At 73.8% G+C, this 18,481-nt stretch carries 12 protein-coding genes and 1 riboswitch; of the genes, 2 read left to right on the top strand and 10 right to left on the bottom strand.

The window, feature by feature from the left end:
- Positions 1 to 46 precede the first annotated feature (46 nt).
- From OG618_RS33640 to OG618_RS33615, 6 genes are all read right to left on the bottom strand, one after another.
- On the bottom strand, positions 47 to 706 hold the full coding sequence (locus OG618_RS33640) for a helix-turn-helix domain-containing protein (protein ID WP_329491402.1): 660 nt from the start codon (positions 704 to 706) through the stop codon (positions 47 to 49).
- Between the two features lie 83 nt (positions 707 to 789).
- The gene (locus tag OG618_RS33635) at positions 790 to 1,863 is read right to left on the bottom strand and encodes a helix-turn-helix transcriptional regulator (RefSeq protein WP_329491401.1); all 1,074 of its coding nucleotides are present in this window, start codon (positions 1,861 to 1,863) and stop codon (positions 790 to 792) included.
- A gap of 258 nt (positions 1,864 to 2,121) precedes the next feature.
- The gene (locus OG618_RS33630) at positions 2,122 to 3,291 is read right to left on the bottom strand and encodes a magnesium and cobalt transport protein CorA (RefSeq protein WP_329491400.1); all 1,170 of its coding nucleotides are present in this window, start codon (positions 3,289 to 3,291) and stop codon (positions 2,122 to 2,124) included.
- Between the two features lie 364 nt (positions 3,292 to 3,655).
- Positions 3,656 to 3,829, bottom strand: a riboswitch (M-box (ykoK) riboswitch).
- Between the two features lie 78 nt (positions 3,830 to 3,907).
- Positions 3,908 to 4,819 (bottom strand): ATP-grasp domain-containing protein, encoded by a 912-nt coding sequence (locus tag OG618_RS33625; RefSeq protein WP_329491399.1) that lies wholly within the window; start codon positions 4,817 to 4,819, stop codon positions 3,908 to 3,910.
- 254 nt (positions 4,820 to 5,073) lie between these two features.
- Entirely contained in the window at positions 5,074 to 6,099 is a 1,026-nt protein-coding gene (locus tag OG618_RS33620; RefSeq protein WP_329491398.1) for a hemolysin family protein, read from the bottom strand.
- Positions 6,096 to 7,463: a hemolysin family protein gene (locus OG618_RS33615; protein WP_329492378.1), complete on the bottom strand. Its 1,368-nt coding sequence runs from the start codon at positions 7,461 to 7,463 to the stop codon at positions 6,096 to 6,098. The genes OG618_RS33620 and OG618_RS33615 overlap by 4 nt, the downstream gene beginning before the upstream one ends.
- A 363-nt stretch (positions 7,464 to 7,826) precedes the next feature.
- Here OG618_RS33615 and OG618_RS33610 point away from each other — a divergent pair, with 363 nt between their 5' ends.
- The gene (locus OG618_RS33610) at positions 7,827 to 9,188 is read left to right on the top strand and encodes an MFS transporter (protein WP_329491397.1); all 1,362 of its coding nucleotides are present in this window, start codon (positions 7,827 to 7,829) and stop codon (positions 9,186 to 9,188) included.
- A gap of 45 nt (positions 9,189 to 9,233) precedes the next feature.
- Here OG618_RS33610 and OG618_RS33605 read toward each other — a convergent pair whose 3' ends face one another.
- Positions 9,234 to 10,028 (bottom strand): metal-dependent hydrolase, encoded by a 795-nt coding sequence (locus OG618_RS33605; RefSeq protein WP_329491395.1) that lies wholly within the window; start codon positions 10,026 to 10,028, stop codon positions 9,234 to 9,236.
- A gap of 380 nt (positions 10,029 to 10,408) precedes the next feature.
- Here OG618_RS33605 and dnaE point away from each other — a divergent pair, with 380 nt between their 5' ends.
- Positions 10,409 to 13,966, top strand: a complete 3,558-nt coding sequence (gene dnaE / locus OG618_RS33600) for a DNA polymerase III subunit alpha (RefSeq protein WP_329491394.1) — start codon at positions 10,409 to 10,411, stop codon at positions 13,964 to 13,966.
- A 9-nt stretch (positions 13,967 to 13,975) separates the two neighbouring features.
- Here dnaE and OG618_RS33595 read toward each other — a convergent pair whose 3' ends face one another.
- The 3 genes from OG618_RS33595 to OG618_RS33585 all read right to left on the bottom strand — a co-directional run bounded on the left by OG618_RS33595 (position 13,976) and on the right by OG618_RS33585 (position 18,375).
- Positions 13,976 to 15,556: a PE-PGRS family protein gene (locus OG618_RS33595; RefSeq protein WP_329491393.1), complete on the bottom strand. Its 1,581-nt coding sequence runs from the start codon at positions 15,554 to 15,556 to the stop codon at positions 13,976 to 13,978.
- Between the two features lie 829 nt (positions 15,557 to 16,385).
- Entirely contained in the window at positions 16,386 to 17,144 is a 759-nt protein-coding gene (locus OG618_RS33590; protein WP_329491391.1) for a class I SAM-dependent methyltransferase, read from the bottom strand.
- Between the two features lie 586 nt (positions 17,145 to 17,730).
- Entirely contained in the window at positions 17,731 to 18,375 is a 645-nt protein-coding gene (locus tag OG618_RS33585; RefSeq protein ID WP_329491389.1) for a lysophospholipid acyltransferase family protein, read from the bottom strand.
- Between the last annotated feature and the right edge of the window lie 106 nt (positions 18,376 to 18,481).

Below are 18,481 nucleotides of genomic sequence, written 5' to 3'. Positions count from 1 at the left end.
CCCTCCGCACCGCCTCGCGGGGCCCCGATCGGCACCCCGCGGACAGCTAACGAACGGGGGTTCCCGGCTTCGCCCGGACGTGGATGCGTTCGCCCTGGGCGCCGAACAGGCTGAGGAACTCGACCGCGTTCGGCCCGGCGTTGCCGAACGCGTGCGGGGTCCTGGTGTCGAACTCGGCGGCCTCCCCGGCGGTGAGGACGAGGTCCTGCGAGCCGAGCAGCAGGCGCAGCCGCCCGGCGAGCACGTAGACCCACTCGTGGCCCTCGTGCACCCGCGTTTCGAGCTCGGGGCCGGCGCCGTGGCCCGGCGGCATGATGTGCTTGTAGGCGTGCAGCCCGCCGAGGTGTCGGGTGAGCGGGATGAAGGTCTGGCCGTAGCGCTTGAACGGGCGGGCGTGGATCCGCGGGTCGCCGGTGGCCGGGGCGCCGACCAGTTCGTCCAGCGGCACCCGGTACTCCCGGGCGAGCGGGAGCAGCAGTTCCAGGGTCGGCTTGCGCTGACCGGACTCCAGGCGGGACAGCGTGCTGAGGGAGATCCCGGTCGCCGCGCTCAGCCCGGCCAGGGTGCTGCCGCGCTCGCGCCGCAGGGCCCGCAGGCGGGGGCCCACCGTGGTCAGGACCGCGGCGAGGTCGTCACCGGCGGCGCCGCGGGGGTCCGCGGTGGGGTCTGCGGTGGGGTGGACGCTGTCGTGGGGGTGGTCGGCCATGGCTCCTATCTGCCGCTCCGGCAAGGGGATTTGTCAAACGGGCATCGGCCGACCGGGTCCCGTCGCCCGCCCCGCCGCCCCGCTCAGTGCCCGCCGCCGAGCATGATCCGGGCTATCAGCTCGCGGCGGCTGGCCACTCCCGCCTTGGCGAACACCGACTTGAGGTGGTCCTGCACGGTGTAGGGCTTCATCGTCAACAGCCGTGAGACGTCCCGGGTGTCGCAGCCGCGCACCAGCAGCAGGGCGACCTCCTGCTCGCGCGCGGTCAGCCCGTACGCGGAGAGGTAGAGCGGCATCGCGTCGGCCGGGGTGGCCGCCGTCGCCACCACCGTCACCTCGTCGGCCGCGGAGCCCTGCAGCGACGAGCCGTGCAGCACGTACCAGCGGCCGTCGCCGGACTGGATGCGGATCTTCGCCTGGGGCACCGGCAGCCCGCTCGCCGTGCGGCGGGCCTGCTCGGCGGCCATCGCGAAGGCGGTCGGCAGCCCCAGCGAGGTGCGGGACGGGTCGGCCAGCCGGGCGAGCAGTTCCTCGGCCGGACCGGAGAGGGCGACCAGCCGGTTCGACGGGCCCAGCACCACGACGGCCGGTCCCGCGTCGGCGTCCGCCCCGCCGCCCGTCGGCAGGTGGCAGGCCCGCAGCGCGTGGCCCAGGTGCCGGGCCGCGGTGTCGGCGAGCTCGCGGTGGCGGCCGAGGAAGTGCCCCCGGGCGGCCGCCCGCATGAACGCGGCGCAGCCCCACATCCCGCCGTGCGCGTCGAAGGTCGCGCGCAGCTCGTCGCCGAACCCGGCCGGGGCGATCTGCTCGCGGAAGCGGGCGGCACGCTCGGGGCGGCCCTGGGTCGCCCGGCTGAGCGTCTCGGCCCGGACGCCGCTGCGGCGGATCCTGGGGAAGGTGGCCGGGTCGTCGGCCCACACCTCCAGCCGGACGGCGTTCTCGAAGGAGTCCAGGCTGAGGTCGTCACTCAGCACGGAGTTGACCAGACCGGTCGCCGGGTCGGCGGTGTGCCAGCAGACGGCGTCGTACTCCAGGACGTCGCGCAGCAGTTCGTCGGCCCGCCGGAACACCTGCTCGGCCGTCAGCCCCGCACCGGCCAACTCCCTTACGCCCTCGATCGCCTGCTGCGCCGCGGCCGCGCGTGACCCACGTGATCCCATGGCCCGGAAGCTAGCACGCACACCAAGCACCGGGCGCGCGCCGATCGGCGGGGTGCCGGATCCCCCGCAGGGATGGCACCGGCCCGGTCCCCTACACCGGAGGTCCCGGCCCGTACGCCGGAAGTGCCGGCCCCGTACGCCGGGAGCCCCGGGCCCGTACGCCCGGAGTGCCGGCCCCGTACGCCGGAACGGCCGACCCCGTACGCCGAGAGCCCCGGACCCGTACGCCCGGGGTCGGATCCCCGCCCCGCTCCCCCGCTACAGCCAGTCGCGCCGCTTGAAGATGAAGTAGAGGCTCACGCAGACCAGCGCCATCAGGCCGATCGCGAACGGATAGCCGAAGGCCCACTTGAGCTCGGGCATCTTCTCGAAGTTCATGCCGTAGACGGTCCCGATCAGGGTCGGCGCGAACAGGATGGCGGCCCAGGAGGAGATCTTCTTGATCTCGTCGTTCTGCATGTGCCCGGCCTCGGCCAGCTGCTTCATCTCCTCGTTCTGCCGCTGCGACACCAGGGTCGCGTTGACGGTGAGGATGTTCTGCAGCATCTGCCGGAAGCCGTCCACCCGCTCGGCGGCGTAGGTGGCGTGGTCGGCGACGTCCCGCAGGTACCGCTGGAGCTCGTCGTCGGTGCCGTACTTGCCGAAGCCCGCCTCCAGGCTCTTCATGATCTCCAGCAGCGGCCGGGTGGCCCGCTGGAGCTCGATCACCTCGCGGGAGAGTTCGTAGATGCGCCGGGAGACCTGCGGGTCGCCGCCGAACACCTCGGTCTCGATCTCGTCGATGTCGTGCTGGAGACCGGCGATCACCGGCGCGTAGCCGTCGACCACCGCGTCCAGCACCGCGTACAGCACGGCCTCGGGGCCGAGGGCGAGCAGCTCCGGGTCGTCCTCCAGCCGGCGGCGCACCGCGGAGAGGTCGGGCGCCTGCGAGTGGCGCACGGTGAGGACGAAGTCGGGGCCGACGAAGAGGTGGACCTCGCCGAAGTCGACCTCCTCCACGTCGTCCAGGTAGCGGGCGGCGCGCAGCACGACGAACAGCGTGTCGCCGTAGCGCTCCAGCTTCGGCCGCTGGTGGGCGACGATGGCGTCCTCGACCGCGAGCTCGTGCAGGTTGAACCGCTCGGCGGCCTCCAGCAGCTGGGCCTCGGCGGGCCGGAACAGCCCGATCCAGGCCATCGTGCCGGGCTTGGCGGGCAGTTGGCGGTAGATGTCGGCGAGGCTGGCGGGCGGCTCGACCCGGCGGCCGTCGCGGTAGACGGCGGCCTCCACGACGGAGCGCTCCAGCGCCACGGGCTCGACCGGCTGGTCGGGCCGGGGGTCCATCGAGTGCTCGGGCGCCGGCTGGACCTCGCCGCCGGGGGCGGTGTTGTCGGAGCGGGAGAACGGACGCTTGCTCGCGCGCACGGCGCGCACACGCCAGTCGGACATGGCGGGGTACCTCCACGGTTCGGGGTCCGCCGCGCTCCCTGGACGTCGGTCGCGGGAAGCCGGGGCGGGTGGGGAGGCGCCCGGCCGGCCTCCACCGCGCACGGCGCCCGGCCGCGCGGTGGCCCGTCGTCAGCGACGGGCGGTGCGGCGGCGGGGAGCGGGGGCGGTACGGGAGGAGGGGTGCCGGGGGCCAGGAGAAGAGGGGGCGGTGCCGGGGCAGGGCCGACTTCGGCCCGGACTACTGGGATCCACAGCTCTCACCTCCTCGCCGTCGGGGCGCCCGTACCCCGGGTCGCCGTTACCGGGCCATCAGGGAGCGAGCCACGCCGTACGGCCGAGGGCACGGCTGCCCTGCGGGGACGGGTGGGCACCCCTGATCTCGTCAGAGCTTTGGCACGCCACGGCGTAGCACCCGGGGGTGCAGCCACTTGGGGTCACCCCTTAGGCCGGGGAGACCTGTCCTGAACCTGGGCGTCTCTCGACGTCGTGGGGTCAGTGGCCTGTGTCCGTGGCGACGCCTCACCGAACGAGGTGCCTGCACAACTGTCCCGATTCTAGTACCCTCGCGCCCGTGCCTCCGACCAGGGCCCCGACCGGAGTGGCGCCCCGGCCCCGGCTAGAGGTGCGCGGCCACGTACGGGACGGCGGTCGACTCCAGGCCGCCGACGGTGCCGAACTGCGGGTGGACGTTCACCTCGAAGACCACGCCGCCGCTCTCGGCCGCGAGGTCGACGCCGGCCAGCGGGAGGCCGAGCGACTTGGTCGCGGAGATCGCCAACTCGGCCAGACCGGCCGGTAGTTCACTTTCCGGCAGGACGGCCGAGAGAGCGCCCCGGCTCTCGTTGCAGGGCGCGTCCGGGTCCGGCTGGACGTGCTCGACGGCGCGCACCACGCGTCCGTCGAGGACCACCACCCGGTACTGGTGGCGCCGGCCGTCCGCGGTGAAGTTCCGGGCGTCGCGGGCGATCAGCCAGTCGGCCCCCGCCTCGGCGTAGTAGCGGACGGCGGCGGCGAGTTGGGCAGCGGTGGTGAGGTGGAAGACGTCGTTGCCGCCCATCCCGACGGTCGGCCGGGCCCAGACGTCGCCGCCGAGCCGGTCGAAGGCCTCGGCGACGGCCCCCGGGGCGGGCCGGGAGAAAGCGACGGTGGGCATGTGCGCGATGCCGTCCCGGGTGAAACGTTCGACGGTGCGGTCCTTCTCGGTGGCCACCCGCCAGGCGTCCACGTCGGTGCCGAGCGAGCGGGCGCCGTGGGCGCCGAGCAGGCGCTGGCACTGCTCGAAGTCGCGGCGCCGGTGCGGCGGGATCTCGTAGACGATCACCGCCCCGGCCGTCACGGCGACGCCCTCGCCGGGTACCTCCAGCCGGAGGCCGCCGCCCGCGCCGGAAGCACCGGAGCCGGAGATCCGGCCGGTGCCGCCGGTCATGAAGTGCCGGGCGTCGAGGAGGACGGGTGCCCGGCCGGTGAGTTCCCGCACGGCGGTCGACAGGATCTCCCGGCTGCCCTCGGTCGAGCTGTGATCGGTCATCAGAACGAGCTCGCTTCGGACCATACCGCCATGGAACAGCTGCCCGGCCTACGGCGACAAGGGTGCCTCTTGCGCCGCTCCGGCCCCGGATGGCCGAAACCGCCCCTGCCGGGCCGGCAGGCCGTCGGGCCGGCAGGGGCGGTCGCCGGTCGCGCCGGCGCGCGGCGGCTCCGGAAAGCCCGCAGCCCGCCCCAGTGGCGTCCGGGGCGGGCCGTGTCACGGGTGCGGGCGGCGGGCGCGCGTCCCGCCCGCTGCTACGACCGCGCGGGGGCCGGGCGGACCAGCTCCTTGAGGACGTCCTCCATGGTGACCAGGCCGGAGGCGGTGCCGTCGGCGGCGATCGCGGCGGCCAGGTGGGTGCCGGAGCGGCGCATGGCGGTCAGCACGTCGTCCAGCGGGGTGGACTCGGGGACGCGCGCGATCGGGCGCAGCGCGCGGGCCGGGAACGGCCGGTCGCGGGCGCCGTCCTGCTCCAGGGCGTCCTTGATGTGCAGGTAGCCGAGCACCGTCCGGTCCGCGTCCAGCACCGGGAAGCGGGAGAACCCCGTCCGGGCGGCGAGCTGCTCCAGCTCGACCGGCGTGGTGCCGGGGCCGGCGAAGACGATCTCCTCGCGCGGGGTGACCACCTCGGAGACCGGGCGCGAGCCCAGCTCCAGGGCGTCCCGCAACAGCTCGGTGTCGCGGTCGCTGAGCAGCTCGGCGTCGGAGGAGTCCTTGACCATGCGGGCCAGCTCCTCCTCGGTGAACACCGAGGCGACCTCGTCCTTGGGCTCGACCTTCAGCAGGCGCAGGATCCGGTTGGCGAAGGCGTTGATGGAGAAGGCGATCGGCCGTACCGCGCGGGTCACCGCGACCAGCGGCGGCACCAGCAGGTAGGCGGCCTTCTCCGGCGCGGCCAGGGCGATGTTCTTGGGGATCATCTCGCCGAGCAGCATGTGGAGGTAGGTCGCCACGGTCAGCGCGACGACGAAGGCGATCGAGTGGATCAGGGCGTCCGGCACGCCGACGCTGTGCAGGGGGGGCTCCAGCAGGTGGGCGATCGCGGGTTCCGCGACCGCGCCGAGCACCAGCGAGGAGACGGTGATGCCGAGCTGGGCGGTGGCCAGCATCGCGGAGACGTGCTCCAGACCCCAGATCACCGTGCGGGCGCGCCGGTCGCCGGCTTCCGCGCGCGGTTCGATCTGGCTGCGCCGCACCGAGATGAGGGCGAACTCGCCGCCGACGAAGAAGGCGTTGGTCACCAGCGTGAGCAGCCCGATGACGAGCTGGATCGCGGTCATCGGTTCTCCTCCGGGCGGCGTCCGGCGCTGTCGGGGGCACCGGTGTCCGGGTCGGCGTCGGGTGCCGGGCCGCTGATCCGGACGCGTTCGGCGACGTGGTGCGCGACGGCCGTGACGTGCAGGGTCCAGCCGTGGGTCTCGACGACGTCGCCGGGCACGGGGATCCGGCCGAGGTGGTCGGCGATCAGTCCGGCGAGGGTCTCGTACGGCCCCTCGGTGTCGGGCAGTCCGACGGTGTCGAGCTGGTCGGTGCGGGTGATGCCGTCGGCGTCCCAGCGGTGGCGGCCGTCCTGGCCCTCGCCGAGGTCGATGAGGTCGGGCAGTTCGGCCGGGTCGTGCTCGTCGACGACCTCGCCGACGACCTCCTCGACGATGTCCTCCAGGGTGGCGATGCCGGCGGTGCCGCCGTACTCGTCGATCACCACCGCCATGGTCTCCTCGCCGCGGAGCAGGTCCAGCAGGCGGTCGACGGTGAGCGTCTCGGGCACCAGCAGCGGCTCGGTCACCAGGTTCGCCACCGGGTGCAGGTGGCGCCGGTCGGCGGGGACGGTGAGCGCGTCCTTGATGTGGACGGCGCCGACGACCTGGTCGAGGTTGCCGCGGTAGACCGGGAACCGGGACAGCCCGGTGGCCCGGGTGAGGTTGGCGACGTCGGCTGCCGTGGCGTGCTCCTCCAGGGCCCGGACGTCGACCCGGGGGGTCATCACGTTCTCCGCCGTCAGCTCGCGCAGGTTGAGCGAGCGGACGAAGAGTTCGGCGGTGTCGGGCTCTATCGCGCCGGCCCGCGCGGAGTGCCGGGCGAGGGCGACCAGTTCCTGCGGCGTCCGGGCGGAGGCGAGGTGCTCGGCGGGCTCCAGGCCCAGGCGCCGCACCACCCGGTTCGCGGTGTTGTTGAGGTGCCCGATCAGCGGCGAGAAGGCGGCCGAGAAGTAGTACTGCGGTCCGGCCACCACCTTCGCGACGGCGAGCGGGCGCGAGATGGCCCAGTTCTTGGGCACGAGCTCGCCGGCGACCATCAGCACGACGGTGGAGAGCAGGACCCCGAGCAGGATCCCGACGGTGTTGACCGCGCCGCTCGGCAGGCCCAGGGCCTCCAGCGGTGCGCGCAGCAGCCCCGCCACGGCCGGCTGGGCGACCATGCCGATCACCAGGCTGGTGATGGTGATGCCCAGCTGGGCGCCGGAGAGCTGGAAGGTGAGGCGCCGGGCCGCCTTGAGCGCGACGGGGGCGCCGCGCTCGCCGGCGTCGGCGGCGCGTTCGAGGGCGCCCCGCTCGACGGTGGTCAGGGAGAACTCCGCGGCGACGAAGACCGCGCAGGCGGCGGTGAGCACCAGGGCGAGGAGCAGCAGCAGGACGTCGGTCACCGTGCCACCCCCGCCCCGTTGGTCGAACACGTCTTGACGGGAACAGCACGGTGAGAACTGGGAGGTTCGTCCATCGCGGGGTCCGCGACTCCTTCACTGCGACGAGGGTGGCCGGTCGGCGGGCGGCCCGGTCCGGGGGAACGGGTCACCAGCTCTACAGGAGTGTAAAGGGTTGGCAAATCAGAGTGCCGTAAGGGCCGCCACCTGTGCGGTCGCCGCCGCGTTGGGCCAACCCCGCCGTCGCCGCGGCCGTCACCGCCGCCGGCACGGCCCCCGCCGCCGGAAACATGTGCACAGGTACGCACATGTTGGTTACGATGGTGGGCGTACCCGCACAACGCCGACCGGGGACGGGACCACCGCATGCCGGCCATCCTGCGCAACCGCACCTACCGCCGCCTGTTCACGGCCCAGCTCGTCGCCCTGGTCGGCACCGGTCTGGCCACCGTGGCGCTGAGTCTGCTGGCCTACGACATCGCCGGCGACCACGCCTCGGCCGTCCTCGGCACCGCACTGGCGATCAAGATGGTGGCGTACGTCACCATCGCCCCGCTCGCCGGCGCGCTGGCGGACCGGATCCCGCGCCGGGCCCTGATGGTGGCCATGGACCTCACCCGGGCCGCCGTCGCGCTCACCCTGCCGTTCGTCACCCAGGTCTGGCAGGTCTACGCCCTGATCTTCCTCCTCCAGGCCGCCTCCGCCGCGTTCACGCCGACCTTCCAGGCCACCCTGCCGGAGGTGCTGCCCGCCGAGCGCGACTACACCCGGGCCCTGTCGCTGTCCCGGCTGGCCTACGACCTGGAGAGCCTGTTCAGCCCGGCCCTCGCCGCCGGGCTGCTGGCCCTGCTCTCCAGCGGCTGGCTGTTCGCGGGCACCGCCGCCGGCTTCCTCGCCTCGGCGGCCCTGGTGGTCTCCGCCGTCCTGCCCAAACCGGCGCCCGTCGAGCGCGCCGGAGGCGTCTACGCCAAGGCCGCCTTCGGCACCCGGCTGTTCTGGGCCACTCCCCGGCTGCGGGCCCTGCTCGCCCTGGACCTCGGCGTCGCCGCCGCGGGCGCCATCGTCTTCGTCAACACCGTCGTCCTGGTCCGCGAGCACTTCCACCGGCCGGCCGGCGCCCTCTCGCTCGCGCTCGGCGCGTACGGCGCGGGCTCCGTCCTGGCCGCGCTGCTGCTGCCGCGCGTGCTCGGGCGGATCGGCGACCGGGCGGTCATGCTGCCGGCCGCCTTCGCCCTGCCGGTGGTCCTGGCGGGCGTCGCCGCCGTCACCGCCACCGCCCCGAGCGCGTGGTCCTGGGGCGCCGTGCTGACCGCCTGGGCGGCGATCGGCGCGGCCTGCTCGGCGGTCCTCACCCCCGGCGGCCGGGTGCTGCGCCGCTCCGCGGCCGACGCCGACCTGCCGGCCGCCTTCGCCGCGCAGTTCTCGCTCTCCCACTCCTGCTGGCTGCTGACCTACCCGCTGGCCGGCTGGCTGGCCGCCGGAGCGGGGCTCCCGGCCACCGCCGCCGCCCTCGGCGCCGTCGCGCTCGCCTCGGCGGCCGCCGCCACCGCCCTCTGGCCCGCCCGGGAGGCCGCCGAGCTGGACCACGTCCACGCCGACCTGCCGCCGGACCACCCCCACCTCGGCGACGCCCACCCGGCCGCCGGCGGCTGGCGGCACGGGCACCGCTTCGTCATCGACCAGTACCACCGCCGGTGGCCGGCGCACGGCGACGTCCGCCCCGGCTGACGGCCGGGCACCCCGGGACGTCTGGGGCACCCTTGGCCGCACGGCTCAGCCGAAGAAGCCGAGCGCCCCCAGCGCGCAGACCCCGCCGAGGCCCATGAACACCGGCGTGAGCACCTTGAGCTCGACCCAGCTGCCCGCCCGGAACCGCATGCCCTTCGGCGGCCCCACCGGGTACCAGCGCTTGCGCCCGATCGGGATCGGCCAGAACACCGGGCAGCCCGAGACCGTCAGCGCGTCCCCGAGGCAGTGCACCAGCGAGCCGAGCGCGATCGGCAGGCCGATCCACAGGTACTGCTGCCCGGGCTGGTCGAACAGCCACTGCGAGCCGTTCCCCGGCTTGTCCAGGACGTCCGCCAGGACCCAGGCGCTGGTCGCCCCGAGCAGCCAGACCAGCACGTCGCTGGAGACCCGGGCGTGGCGCCAGAGCAGCCCCTCGATCGCCAGCACCATGTGCACGAAGAGCACCGCCAGCACGCCCCAGCGGCCGCCGTAGACCGCCACCGCGGCCGCGCCGGCGCCGCACAGCACCGCCCACAGCCAGGTGTGGGTCAGCGTCCGGTGCCCGCCCGAGCGGCGCGGGTCGCCCTTCTTCCGGGTCGACCGGTAGGCCGCGTACGAGAGCTTGTCGATCACCTCGCAGAGCGTCCGGGACACCGGCCCGAACGCCCGGGATATCGTCGCCGCCTTGTGGTCCAGATCCGGCGCCAGCGCGGCCCCCGCACAGATCAGCGTTCCCGCCAGCAGCACCGGCCAGGGCATCGGCTCGCCCAGCCCCGCGGCGATCGCCCCCGCCCCCAGCCACGCTGCCGCACCCGACAGCGCATGCGCCGGTCCCATCATGAGCTGGCTCCCGCCCTCGTTCCGAAGCGCCCTCCACGAGGACGTGACGGGGCAGCAGCCTAGCCGTCCAAGATCCACTCCCATCGCCGGGTCGAACCCGACCGCCCCCGTCGGCAGTGCGCCGCCGAGGGCGCTGTCAAGCACCGCGCCCGCGACACGCCGCCCGGGCGGGACCGGCCGCCGCGATCGCGAGTCCGGGCCCGGGACCCGCTAGCCTGGACGGCTTACGCCCCCGGACCGCCAGCCCCACCGGCCCCGTGCACCGCGCCCCGCCCGCGCCCGCCGGAGCCCCACCCGTACCGCCTCGCGCCCCGCAGCGAAGCGCACCGCACGCACCGAAGCGCGCAGCACCGCGCCGCACCGACAAGGAGCCCACCGCCGTGTCCGACACGTTCGCACACCTGCACGTCCACACCGAGTACTCGATGCTGGACGGAGCGGCGAAGAACGGGAAGCTCTTCGCGGAGGCCGAGCGGCAGGGCATGCCGGCCATCGCGATGAGCGACCACGGCAACATGTTCGGCGCGTACGAGTTCTTCCACGCCGCCGCCAAGACCGGCGTGAAGCCGATCATCGGCATCGAGGCCTACGTCGCCCCGGCCTCGCGCTTCCTGAAGAAGCAGGTGTTCTGGTCCCCCGGCGGCCAGCGCCCGGCGAGCTCCGACGGCGAGGGCGGCAAGGACGTCTCGGGCGGCGGCCGCTACACCCACATGACCATGTGGGCGCAGAACGCGACCGGTCTGCGGAACCTCTTCAAGCTCTCCTCGCTCGCGTCGATGGAGGGCTACTACATGAAGCCCCGCATGGACCGCGAGCTGATCGCGGCCAACGCGACCGGCATCATCGCCACCACCGGCTGCCCCTCGGGCGAGGTGCAGACCCGGCTGCGGCTCGGGCAGTACGACGAGGCGGTCAAGGCGGCCGGCGCCTACCAGGACATCTTCGGCAAGGAGAACTACTTCCTGGAGCTGATGGACCACGGCCTGTCCATCGAGCAGGACGTCCGCCAGGACCTGCTGCGCCTGGCCAAGCAGCTGAACATCCCGCTGCTGGCGACCAACGACTCGCACTACGTCACCGCCGACCAGGCGGACGCGCACGACAGCCTGCTCTGCGTCGGCGTGGGCAAGAACAAGGACGACCCGAACCGGTTCAAGTTCCAGGGCACCGGCTACTACATCAAGACCGCCGACGAGATGCGCGAGCTGTTCCGCGAGCTCCCGGAGGCCTGCGACAACACGCTGGCGATCGCCGAGCGGGTCGAGTCGTACGAGGACGTCTTCACCTACGTCGACCGGATGCCGCAGTTCGACGTCCCCGAGGGCGAGACCCAGGCGTCGTTCCTGCGCAAGAAGATCGACGCCGGGCTGAAGGTCCGCTACGGGGACAACCCGAGCCAGGAGGTCCTGGACCGGATCGAGCTGGAGATGGGCGTCATCTCCCCGATGGGGTTCGACGCCTACTTCCTCGTGGTCGCCGACATCTGCCAGTACGCCCGCGACAACGGCATCCCGGTCGGCCCGGGCCGAGGCTCGGCGGCCGGCTCGATGGTCTCCTACCTCACCCGGATCACCGAGCTGGACCCGCTGGAGCACGACCTGCTGTTCGAGCGGTTCCTGAACCCCGAGCGCATCAACCCCCCGGACGTCGACATCGACTTCGACGACCGCCAGCGCGACCAGATGGTGCGCTACGTCACCGAGAAGTACGGCTCCGCCTACACCGCGCAGGTCAACACCTTCGGCACGATCAAGGCCAAGGCCGCCGTCAAGGACGCCAACCGCATCCTCGGCTACCCGTTCGCGATGGGCGACCGGATCACCAAGGCGATGCCGCCGGACGTCATGGGCAAGGGCGTCCCGCTCGCGGACCTCTTCAACGAGAAGCACCCGCGGTACAACGAGGGCACCGAGATCCGCTCGCTGTACGCGAACGAGCCCGACGTCAAGAAGATCATCGACACCGGCCTGGGCATCGAGGGCCTGATCCGCGGCACCGGTGTGCACGCCGCCGCCGTCATCCTCTCCTCGACCCCGCTGCTCGACCTGATCCCGCTGCACATGCGGGACAAGGACGGCGTGATCATCACCGGCTTCGACTACCCGTCGTGCGAAGCCATGGGCCTGATCAAGATGGACTTCCTGGGTCTGCGGAACCTGGGCATCATCGATCACTGCATCAAGATCGTCAAGGCCAACCGGGGCATCGACGTCGACATCGAGAAGATCGCGCTCGACGACCCCACCACCTACCAACTGCTCGCCCGCGGCGACACCCTGGGCGTGTTCCAGCTCGACGGCGGCCCCATGCGCGCCCTGCTCAAGCTGATGAAGCCCACCGAGTTCGCCGACATCTCCGCCGTCTCGGCGCTGTACCGGCCGGGCCCGATGGGCATGAACTCGCACACCAACTACGCGCTGCGCAAGAACGGCCAGCAGGAGATCATCCCGATCCACCCCGAGCTGGAGGCCCCGCTCAGCGAGGTCCTCGGCCCCACCTACGGTCTGATCGTCTACCAGGAGCAGGTGCAGCGAGCCGCGCAGGTGCTGGCCGGCTACAGCCTCGGCCAGGCCGACCTGCTCCGCCGCGCGATGGGCAAGAAGAAGAAGGAGGTGCTGGAGAAGGAGTTCGTCCCCTTCCACGCGGGCTGCAAGGAGCGCGGCTACTCCGACGAGGCCATCCAGGCGGTCTGGGACGTGCTGGTCCCGTTCGCCGGCTACGCCTTCAACAAATCGCACTCCGCCGCCTACGGCCTGGTCTCGTACCAGACGGCCTACCTCAAGGCCAACTACCCCGCCGAGTACATGGCGGCGCTGCTCACCTCGGTGGCGGACGACAAGGACAAGATGGCGGTCTACCTCGCCGAGTGCCGCCAGATGGGCATCAAGATCCTGTCCCCCGACGTCAACGAGTCCGTAGTCGACTTCACCGCCGTCGGCAGCGACGTCCGGTTCGGCCTGAAGGCCGTCCGCAACGTCGGCGTGCCGGTCATCGAGTCCCTGGTCAAGACCCGCAAGGAGAAGGGCAAGTACGCCTCCTTCGCGGACTTCCTGGACAAGGTCGAGCTGGTGGTCTGCAACAAGCGCACCGTGGACTCCCTGATCAAGGCGGGCGCCTTCGACTCGCTCAGCCACACCCGCCTGTCGCTCAGCACCGTCCACGAGAGCGCGATCGACGCCGTCACCGGCCTGAAGAAGCAGCAGGCGATCGGCCAGGACGACCTGTTCGGCGCCCTGGACACCGGGGACGGCGGCGCACCGGCCATCGGGCTGGACTTCGAACTGACCGACCGGGAGTGGCCGCGCCGGCAACTGCTCAGCCTGGAACGGGAGATGCTCGGCCTGTACGTCTCCAGCCACCCGCTGGACGGCGCCGAGCACATCCTCTCCCGCAACCGCGACACCTCCATCGCCGAACTCCTCGGCTCCGGCCGCACCGAGGGCGAGGTGCGCCTCGCCGGCCTGATCACCGCCGTCGACCGGCGGATCAACAAGGCGGGCAACGCCTGGGCCATCATCACCCTCGCCGACCGCGACGGCTCGGTCGAGGTGCTCTTCTTCCCCGCCACCTACAACCTGATGGCCGATCAGATGGTCGAGGACAACGTCATCTCGGCCCGGGGCCGGCTCAATGAGCGCGACGGCTCGCTGAGCATCTTCGGCCAGGAGATCACCACCCTCGACGTCTCCTCCGCCGAACTCGGCACCAAGCCGCCGGTGCAGATCACCGCGCCGCTCGGCAAGATCACCCCGACCGTGGTGGGCGAGCTGAAGCTCGCCCTCCAGGCCCACCCCGGCGACGTCCCGGTCCGGCTGCTGACCACCAACTGGGACAAGGACACCCTCTACGAACTCGGCTTCCTGGTGAATCCCGACAACGGACTCGCCTCGGACATCAAGACCCTGCTCGGCACCAACTCCTGGACGGGCACCCTGTAGCGGGCCGCGTCAGCCCTCCGGCCGGACCGGCGTCCCGGCCCGCCGGCCCAGTGCGCGCAGCACCTGGACCGGCAGGCCGGGGTTCCCGGCCGCGACCGCCGCGGTGTCGGGCTCGCGCAGCAGGGCGACCAGGACGGCGGCGGGCAGCCGGGGATTGCGGGCGGCGGCATGACGGACCCCCGACCCCGGGTCGTCGAGCAGCCGGACCGCCGACGCCGCGGAGAGCCGCGGGTCCGACGCGACCCGGCACCGCACCTCCTCGGCGGTGTCCCAACCGAGCCGCTCGACCAGCTCGGCCGTCGACTCCGGATCGTCGGGGGCGAGCCGGCGCAGCCGCGGGTTCGGGTCGTCGGCGTACCGCAGGAGGCCCGCCCGGGGGAAGTTCGGGTGGCCGTGAGGCCGGTCGGGCACGCTGAGGCTGCCGGTCCACCACAGCCACACGTCCAGCAGCAGCTCGGCCGGCGCGTCGTCGCAGGACTCGGCGAGGAACAGCCGCACGACCCGGTCCTCGTCCCGGGCCAGCAGCGCCAGCACGTCCGGTGGCAGGTGCCCGGCGCGGGCCACGCTCCGCCGGACCAGCGGATGGGAGGAGCCCGCCAGGCGGCGCATCGCGTCGGGGTCACCGTGGAGCGCCGTGACCCACGCGAGGGTCGGGCGGTGAATGCCCCCGTCGAGGTCGATGCGGACCCGTGCGCGCCGCTCCTCGGTGAGCTCGGGCCGGACCGACACCTCGAAGCGGACACTCCCGTCCGGGTCGTCGGCGAGCCGGTCGACCAGGTCGTGGTCGAGGTAGGGGTTGCGGGCGAGCGCACGGCGCCGGGCCGGATCACCGTCGCCGACCAACTCCTCGGCGAGGTCGCGCACCAGCCGGCAGGACTCCACCGCGCGCTCCCCGAAACCGTCGGGCGCCCCGGACGCCCCGGGGCTCGCGGCGCCGAACACCGACCGCGGCATCGGGTGCTCGCGGTGCAGGTTCAGCAGGGCCTCCATCCCGACCTTGCGGACGGGATCGGCGAGCAGCGCACGCCGGGCCGCGCCGTCGAGGTGCGGCCAGCCGTACCGACAGGCGACCGCACGCACCGCCGCCTCGGGGTCGGCGGCCAGCGCGGCGGCCGTCCGACCCTCGATCCCGGGGAGGCGGGCCGCCTCGGCCCGGACCCTCGCCGACGGGTCGGCGGTGAGCCGCCGGAGCACGCCGCCCGGTAGCGCGACCCGCCGGTCCGCCGCCATCCAGGTCAGCAGCCACCGGCGCCGGCCGTCCGGCTCGTCGAGCAGGCGCGCCCACTGGCTGCCCGTGAGGTCGGACCGGTACTCCGCAAGGCCACACCGCACGGCCCAGTCCGGGTGACCCACGGCCGCCTCGACCACGGCCGCGGGCAGCCCCGGCCAGGGCATCACCGCCGTCCGGGCCAGCAGTCCCACCACGACCTCGGGCGGGGTGGCGGGATTGAGGGCCAGCCCGACCGCCCAGGCATCGGCCAGTCGGTCGTCCACCCCGACCTGGTCACCCCCCGCCGCGACGGCCGCCCACACGGCGGCCCGCTCCTCGGGCGTCTCACCCCCGGCCGCCCGGGCCGCCGGATCAGCCACGGCGTCCCGCCCTTGCGCGCTCCAGCCCTGCCTCAGTTCCCATCCGCCCATCCTCTCCCAGCCCACGGAGCAGGAAGTCGGCCCACCCGACTTCCTGTCCGCTCCGGACCGGGAGACCCTGGCCCGGAGCGGGAATGCGTCACTCCAACAGCTTCCCCGCCCGCCGCACCGCCCGCTGCGCCCCGCCGCCCCCGACAACGACCCGCTCGGCGCGTTCCCGCGCCACGCGGGCGCGCTGGGAATCCTTCGTCCCCCCCGGTCTCCATGAACTCCTGAGCTCCCTCCGCCGAAGGAAGCGGGCAGGAGCCGGCGGGCAGTGCACGGATGGCTTCGAGCGCGTCGCGGTGACCCGCGTCGGTGGAGAGCGGGCCTCGCCGTGCGAGATCGCCGATGACAGCGATGGGGCACTGGGACCCCGTCCCCGCGCCGGCGACCGGAGTCGTGCGGATCCGCGGAAACGTGCGTCGGTGCTGACCACCCTTTCGAGAAGGGCGAAGGAGGCCAGGCTCCTTGTCCGCTCCGCCCGCCCGGCAGGTCGGCGGGCCACGAGCCGGAGTTCGCGTCCGCGAGGACGCCCGGGAAGGCCGACCGCATTGCGGCCCGGGACCTCCCGTACCGGCCGCGGCTCGGTGGCGTGGGTCCCGGTGGGGAGCCGGATCACCCCGGTGAACCGGCCCGCGGTGGTGCCGGGGCCGTCGTTGGCGACGAACCCGTGCGGGAGAGTCTGACCGGCCGGGGGTCCATGCGGACGGCCTCAAGGCGGGAGTGCGACGAACACCCCCGGCAACTGCTGCCCGTCCAGCCGCGAACACACACGGCGGCCGCGAGGTCACAGCGGTTTGCGGGCCTCGATGAGGAAGCGTGCGGAGTAGGCGACGAACGAACCCTCGGCGCGGATCTGCCGGTCCAGGTCGTGGAGCCGGTCGCGATGGGCGGCGACCGTGAAGCCGGGCACCATCCAGATCACCTTCCGGAGGAAGTACACGACCGCGCCGATGTCGAAGAACTCCATCCGCAGCCGCTCGGACCGCAGGTCCGTCACCTCCAGCCCGGCGGCCCGGGCGTCGGCGCTCTCGGTGTCGGGGTGCCGCGCCAGGCGGGCCTCCGGCTGCGGGCCGAGGAAGTACTCGACCAGCTCGAACACCGAGGCCGGGCCGACGTGCTGCGCGAAGTACGTACCACCGGGCCGCAGCACGCGGGCGATCTCCGCCCACCAGACCGTCGCCGGGTGACGGCTGGTCACCAGGTCGAACGCCCCGTCGGCGAAGGGCAGCGGGGGTTCGTCCGGGTCCGCGACCACGATCGCTCCCAGCGGGTGCAGCAGCCCGGTCGCCCGGGCCACGTTGGGCGGCCACGACTCGGTGGCGACCATCGCGGGCGGCAGGGGACCGGCGCCGGCCAGCACCTCGCCGCCGCCCGTCTGGATGTCCAGCGCCGCCGAGGCCGCCGCCAGCCGCTCCCCCAGCAGGCGTTGGTAGCCCCAGGAGGGGCGCTGCTCGGTGGCCCGCCCGTCCAGCCAGGAGAAGTCCCAGCCATCGACGGACACGGCCTCGGCCTCGGCGATCAGCTCTTCGAACGTACGCGACATAACCGCATCATCGCGGCCCCCGGCAGGCCCGGCCAACCGGATTTCCGCAGGCGGGGCCGCTGCCGAGCGGAGCACCGGCCGTCCCGGCGCGGCCCGGCGGCCTCCTCGTCGAAGGGGCCGGCGGAGGAATCGGCGACACAGGAGCCGCCCCGCCCCGAGAGCGTCGGCGGTCGCGGAGCCGGGATCGCCGCCCAGGCCCGGCGGGGTGCCCGGGGCGGACGCGCGGGGCCGGGCCGGGAAGTCACCCGGTGTCCCCGGCGGCCGACGGAGTGCGTGGCGGTGATCCACCTGCGCCGGGCGGGCCGGGTCGCAGGGCTTCGGCCCGGTCGCGGGGGCCAGCGGGTGGGGCTCCGGCGGGTGCGCCGGTGCTGGTCGCCGAGGAGGCCCCCTCCGGTGGTCGGGCGGTGGGAGGGGGCCGAACAGGTCCGCGCGGCTGGTCACCGGGCGGGGCGACGTCCCCGCGGTCGGGTGCTGCGGCCCGGCGTCGGACCGATTCCTCGGCTGCGGTCCCGGGGCCGACCGGCCCGCTCGGGTCGCCCGGTCGACGCAGAGGCCGGTCGACGCGGTGGTGCGCCGCGGCTCCCCGTCAGGCGGCGGCGTTGCGGGCGGCGGTGGCCCAGGCGGCCGTGACGGCGCGGCGGGCGGTCGCGGTCGCGGTGGCGAGGTCGTCGTCCAGGTGCAGTGGGGCGCCGAGGTGGACGTGCAGGGCCGGGCGGCGCGCCGGGGCGGTGGTGAGGCCGGCGAACTGCTTGACCGCGCCGCCGGAGCTCAGGCGGCGGGCGCCCGCCTGGCCGAGCGGGACCACCGGTGCGCCGGTGGCCCCCGCCAGCCGGGCGAGGCCGCTGCGGAACGGGCCGGGCGCCAGCTCGCCGGAGTCGGAACGGCGCGGCAGGCCGCCCTCGCCGTAGATGAGGACCAGGTGTCCGGCAGCGAGGGCGTCGGCGGCCCGGTCCAGGGCGTCGGCGGCGTGCTCGGTGCCGCGGTGGACGGGGATGTGCCCCTCGTGGCGCAGCAGCCGCCCCAGCAGCGGGACGCGCCAGAGGCCGGCCGTCGCGAGCACCACCGGGCGCGCGCCGAGGCGGTGCAGGGCGGCGAACACGATCGCGGGGTCGGCGAGCGAGGTGTGGTTGGCGGCGACGATGCTCCCGGGTGCGAGCACGGCCTCGGGGTCGGCGCTCACCCGCAGGGAGCCGAAGGCGGGGACGAGGAGGGCGGCGGTTCGGCTGAGCATGGCTGGTGGGTCCTCCGGTGGGCGGGTGAGCTGCCACCAGTGTTCGCCGTTCCGGCCCGGCACGCCTGAGTACCCGTACTCAATGCCGCGCAGATCTGCGGGAGCC

Source organism: Kitasatospora sp. NBC_01246, assembly GCF_036226505.1.
In the GTDB taxonomy this organism is placed as follows: domain Bacteria; phylum Actinomycetota; class Actinomycetes; order Streptomycetales; family Streptomycetaceae; genus Kitasatospora.
Note: the sequence above shows the minus strand (reverse complement) of the source record. Positions and strands in the feature narration are given on the sequence as shown.

Bases quoted from the DNA above. Each gene is read 5' to 3' on its own strand.
- OG618_RS33640 (WP_329491402.1), bottom strand. From the start codon at position 706: ATGGCCGACCACCCCCACGACAGCGTCCACCCCACCGCAGACCCCACC.
- OG618_RS33635 (WP_329491401.1), bottom strand. From the start codon at position 1,863: ATGGGATCACGTGGGTCACGCGCGGCCGCGGCGCAGCAGGCGATCGAG.
- OG618_RS33630 (WP_329491400.1), bottom strand. From the start codon at position 3,291: ATGTCCGACTGGCGTGTGCGCGCCGTGCGCGCGAGCAAGCGTCCGTTC.
- OG618_RS33625 (WP_329491399.1), bottom strand. From the start codon at position 4,819: ATGACCGATCACAGCTCGACCGAGGGCAGCCGGGAGATCCTGTCGACC.
- OG618_RS33620 (WP_329491398.1), bottom strand. From the start codon at position 6,099: ATGACCGCGATCCAGCTCGTCATCGGGCTGCTCACGCTGGTGACCAAC.
- OG618_RS33610 (WP_329491397.1), top strand. From the start codon at position 7,827: ATGCCGGCCATCCTGCGCAACCGCACCTACCGCCGCCTGTTCACGGCC.
- OG618_RS33605 (WP_329491395.1), bottom strand. From the start codon at position 10,028: ATGATGGGACCGGCGCATGCGCTGTCGGGTGCGGCAGCGTGGCTGGGG.
- OG618_RS33590 (WP_329491391.1), bottom strand. From the start codon at position 17,144: ATGTCGCGTACGTTCGAAGAGCTGATCGCCGAGGCCGAGGCCGTGTCC.
- OG618_RS33585 (WP_329491389.1), bottom strand. From the start codon at position 18,375: ATGCTCAGCCGAACCGCCGCCCTCCTCGTCCCCGCCTTCGGCTCCCTG.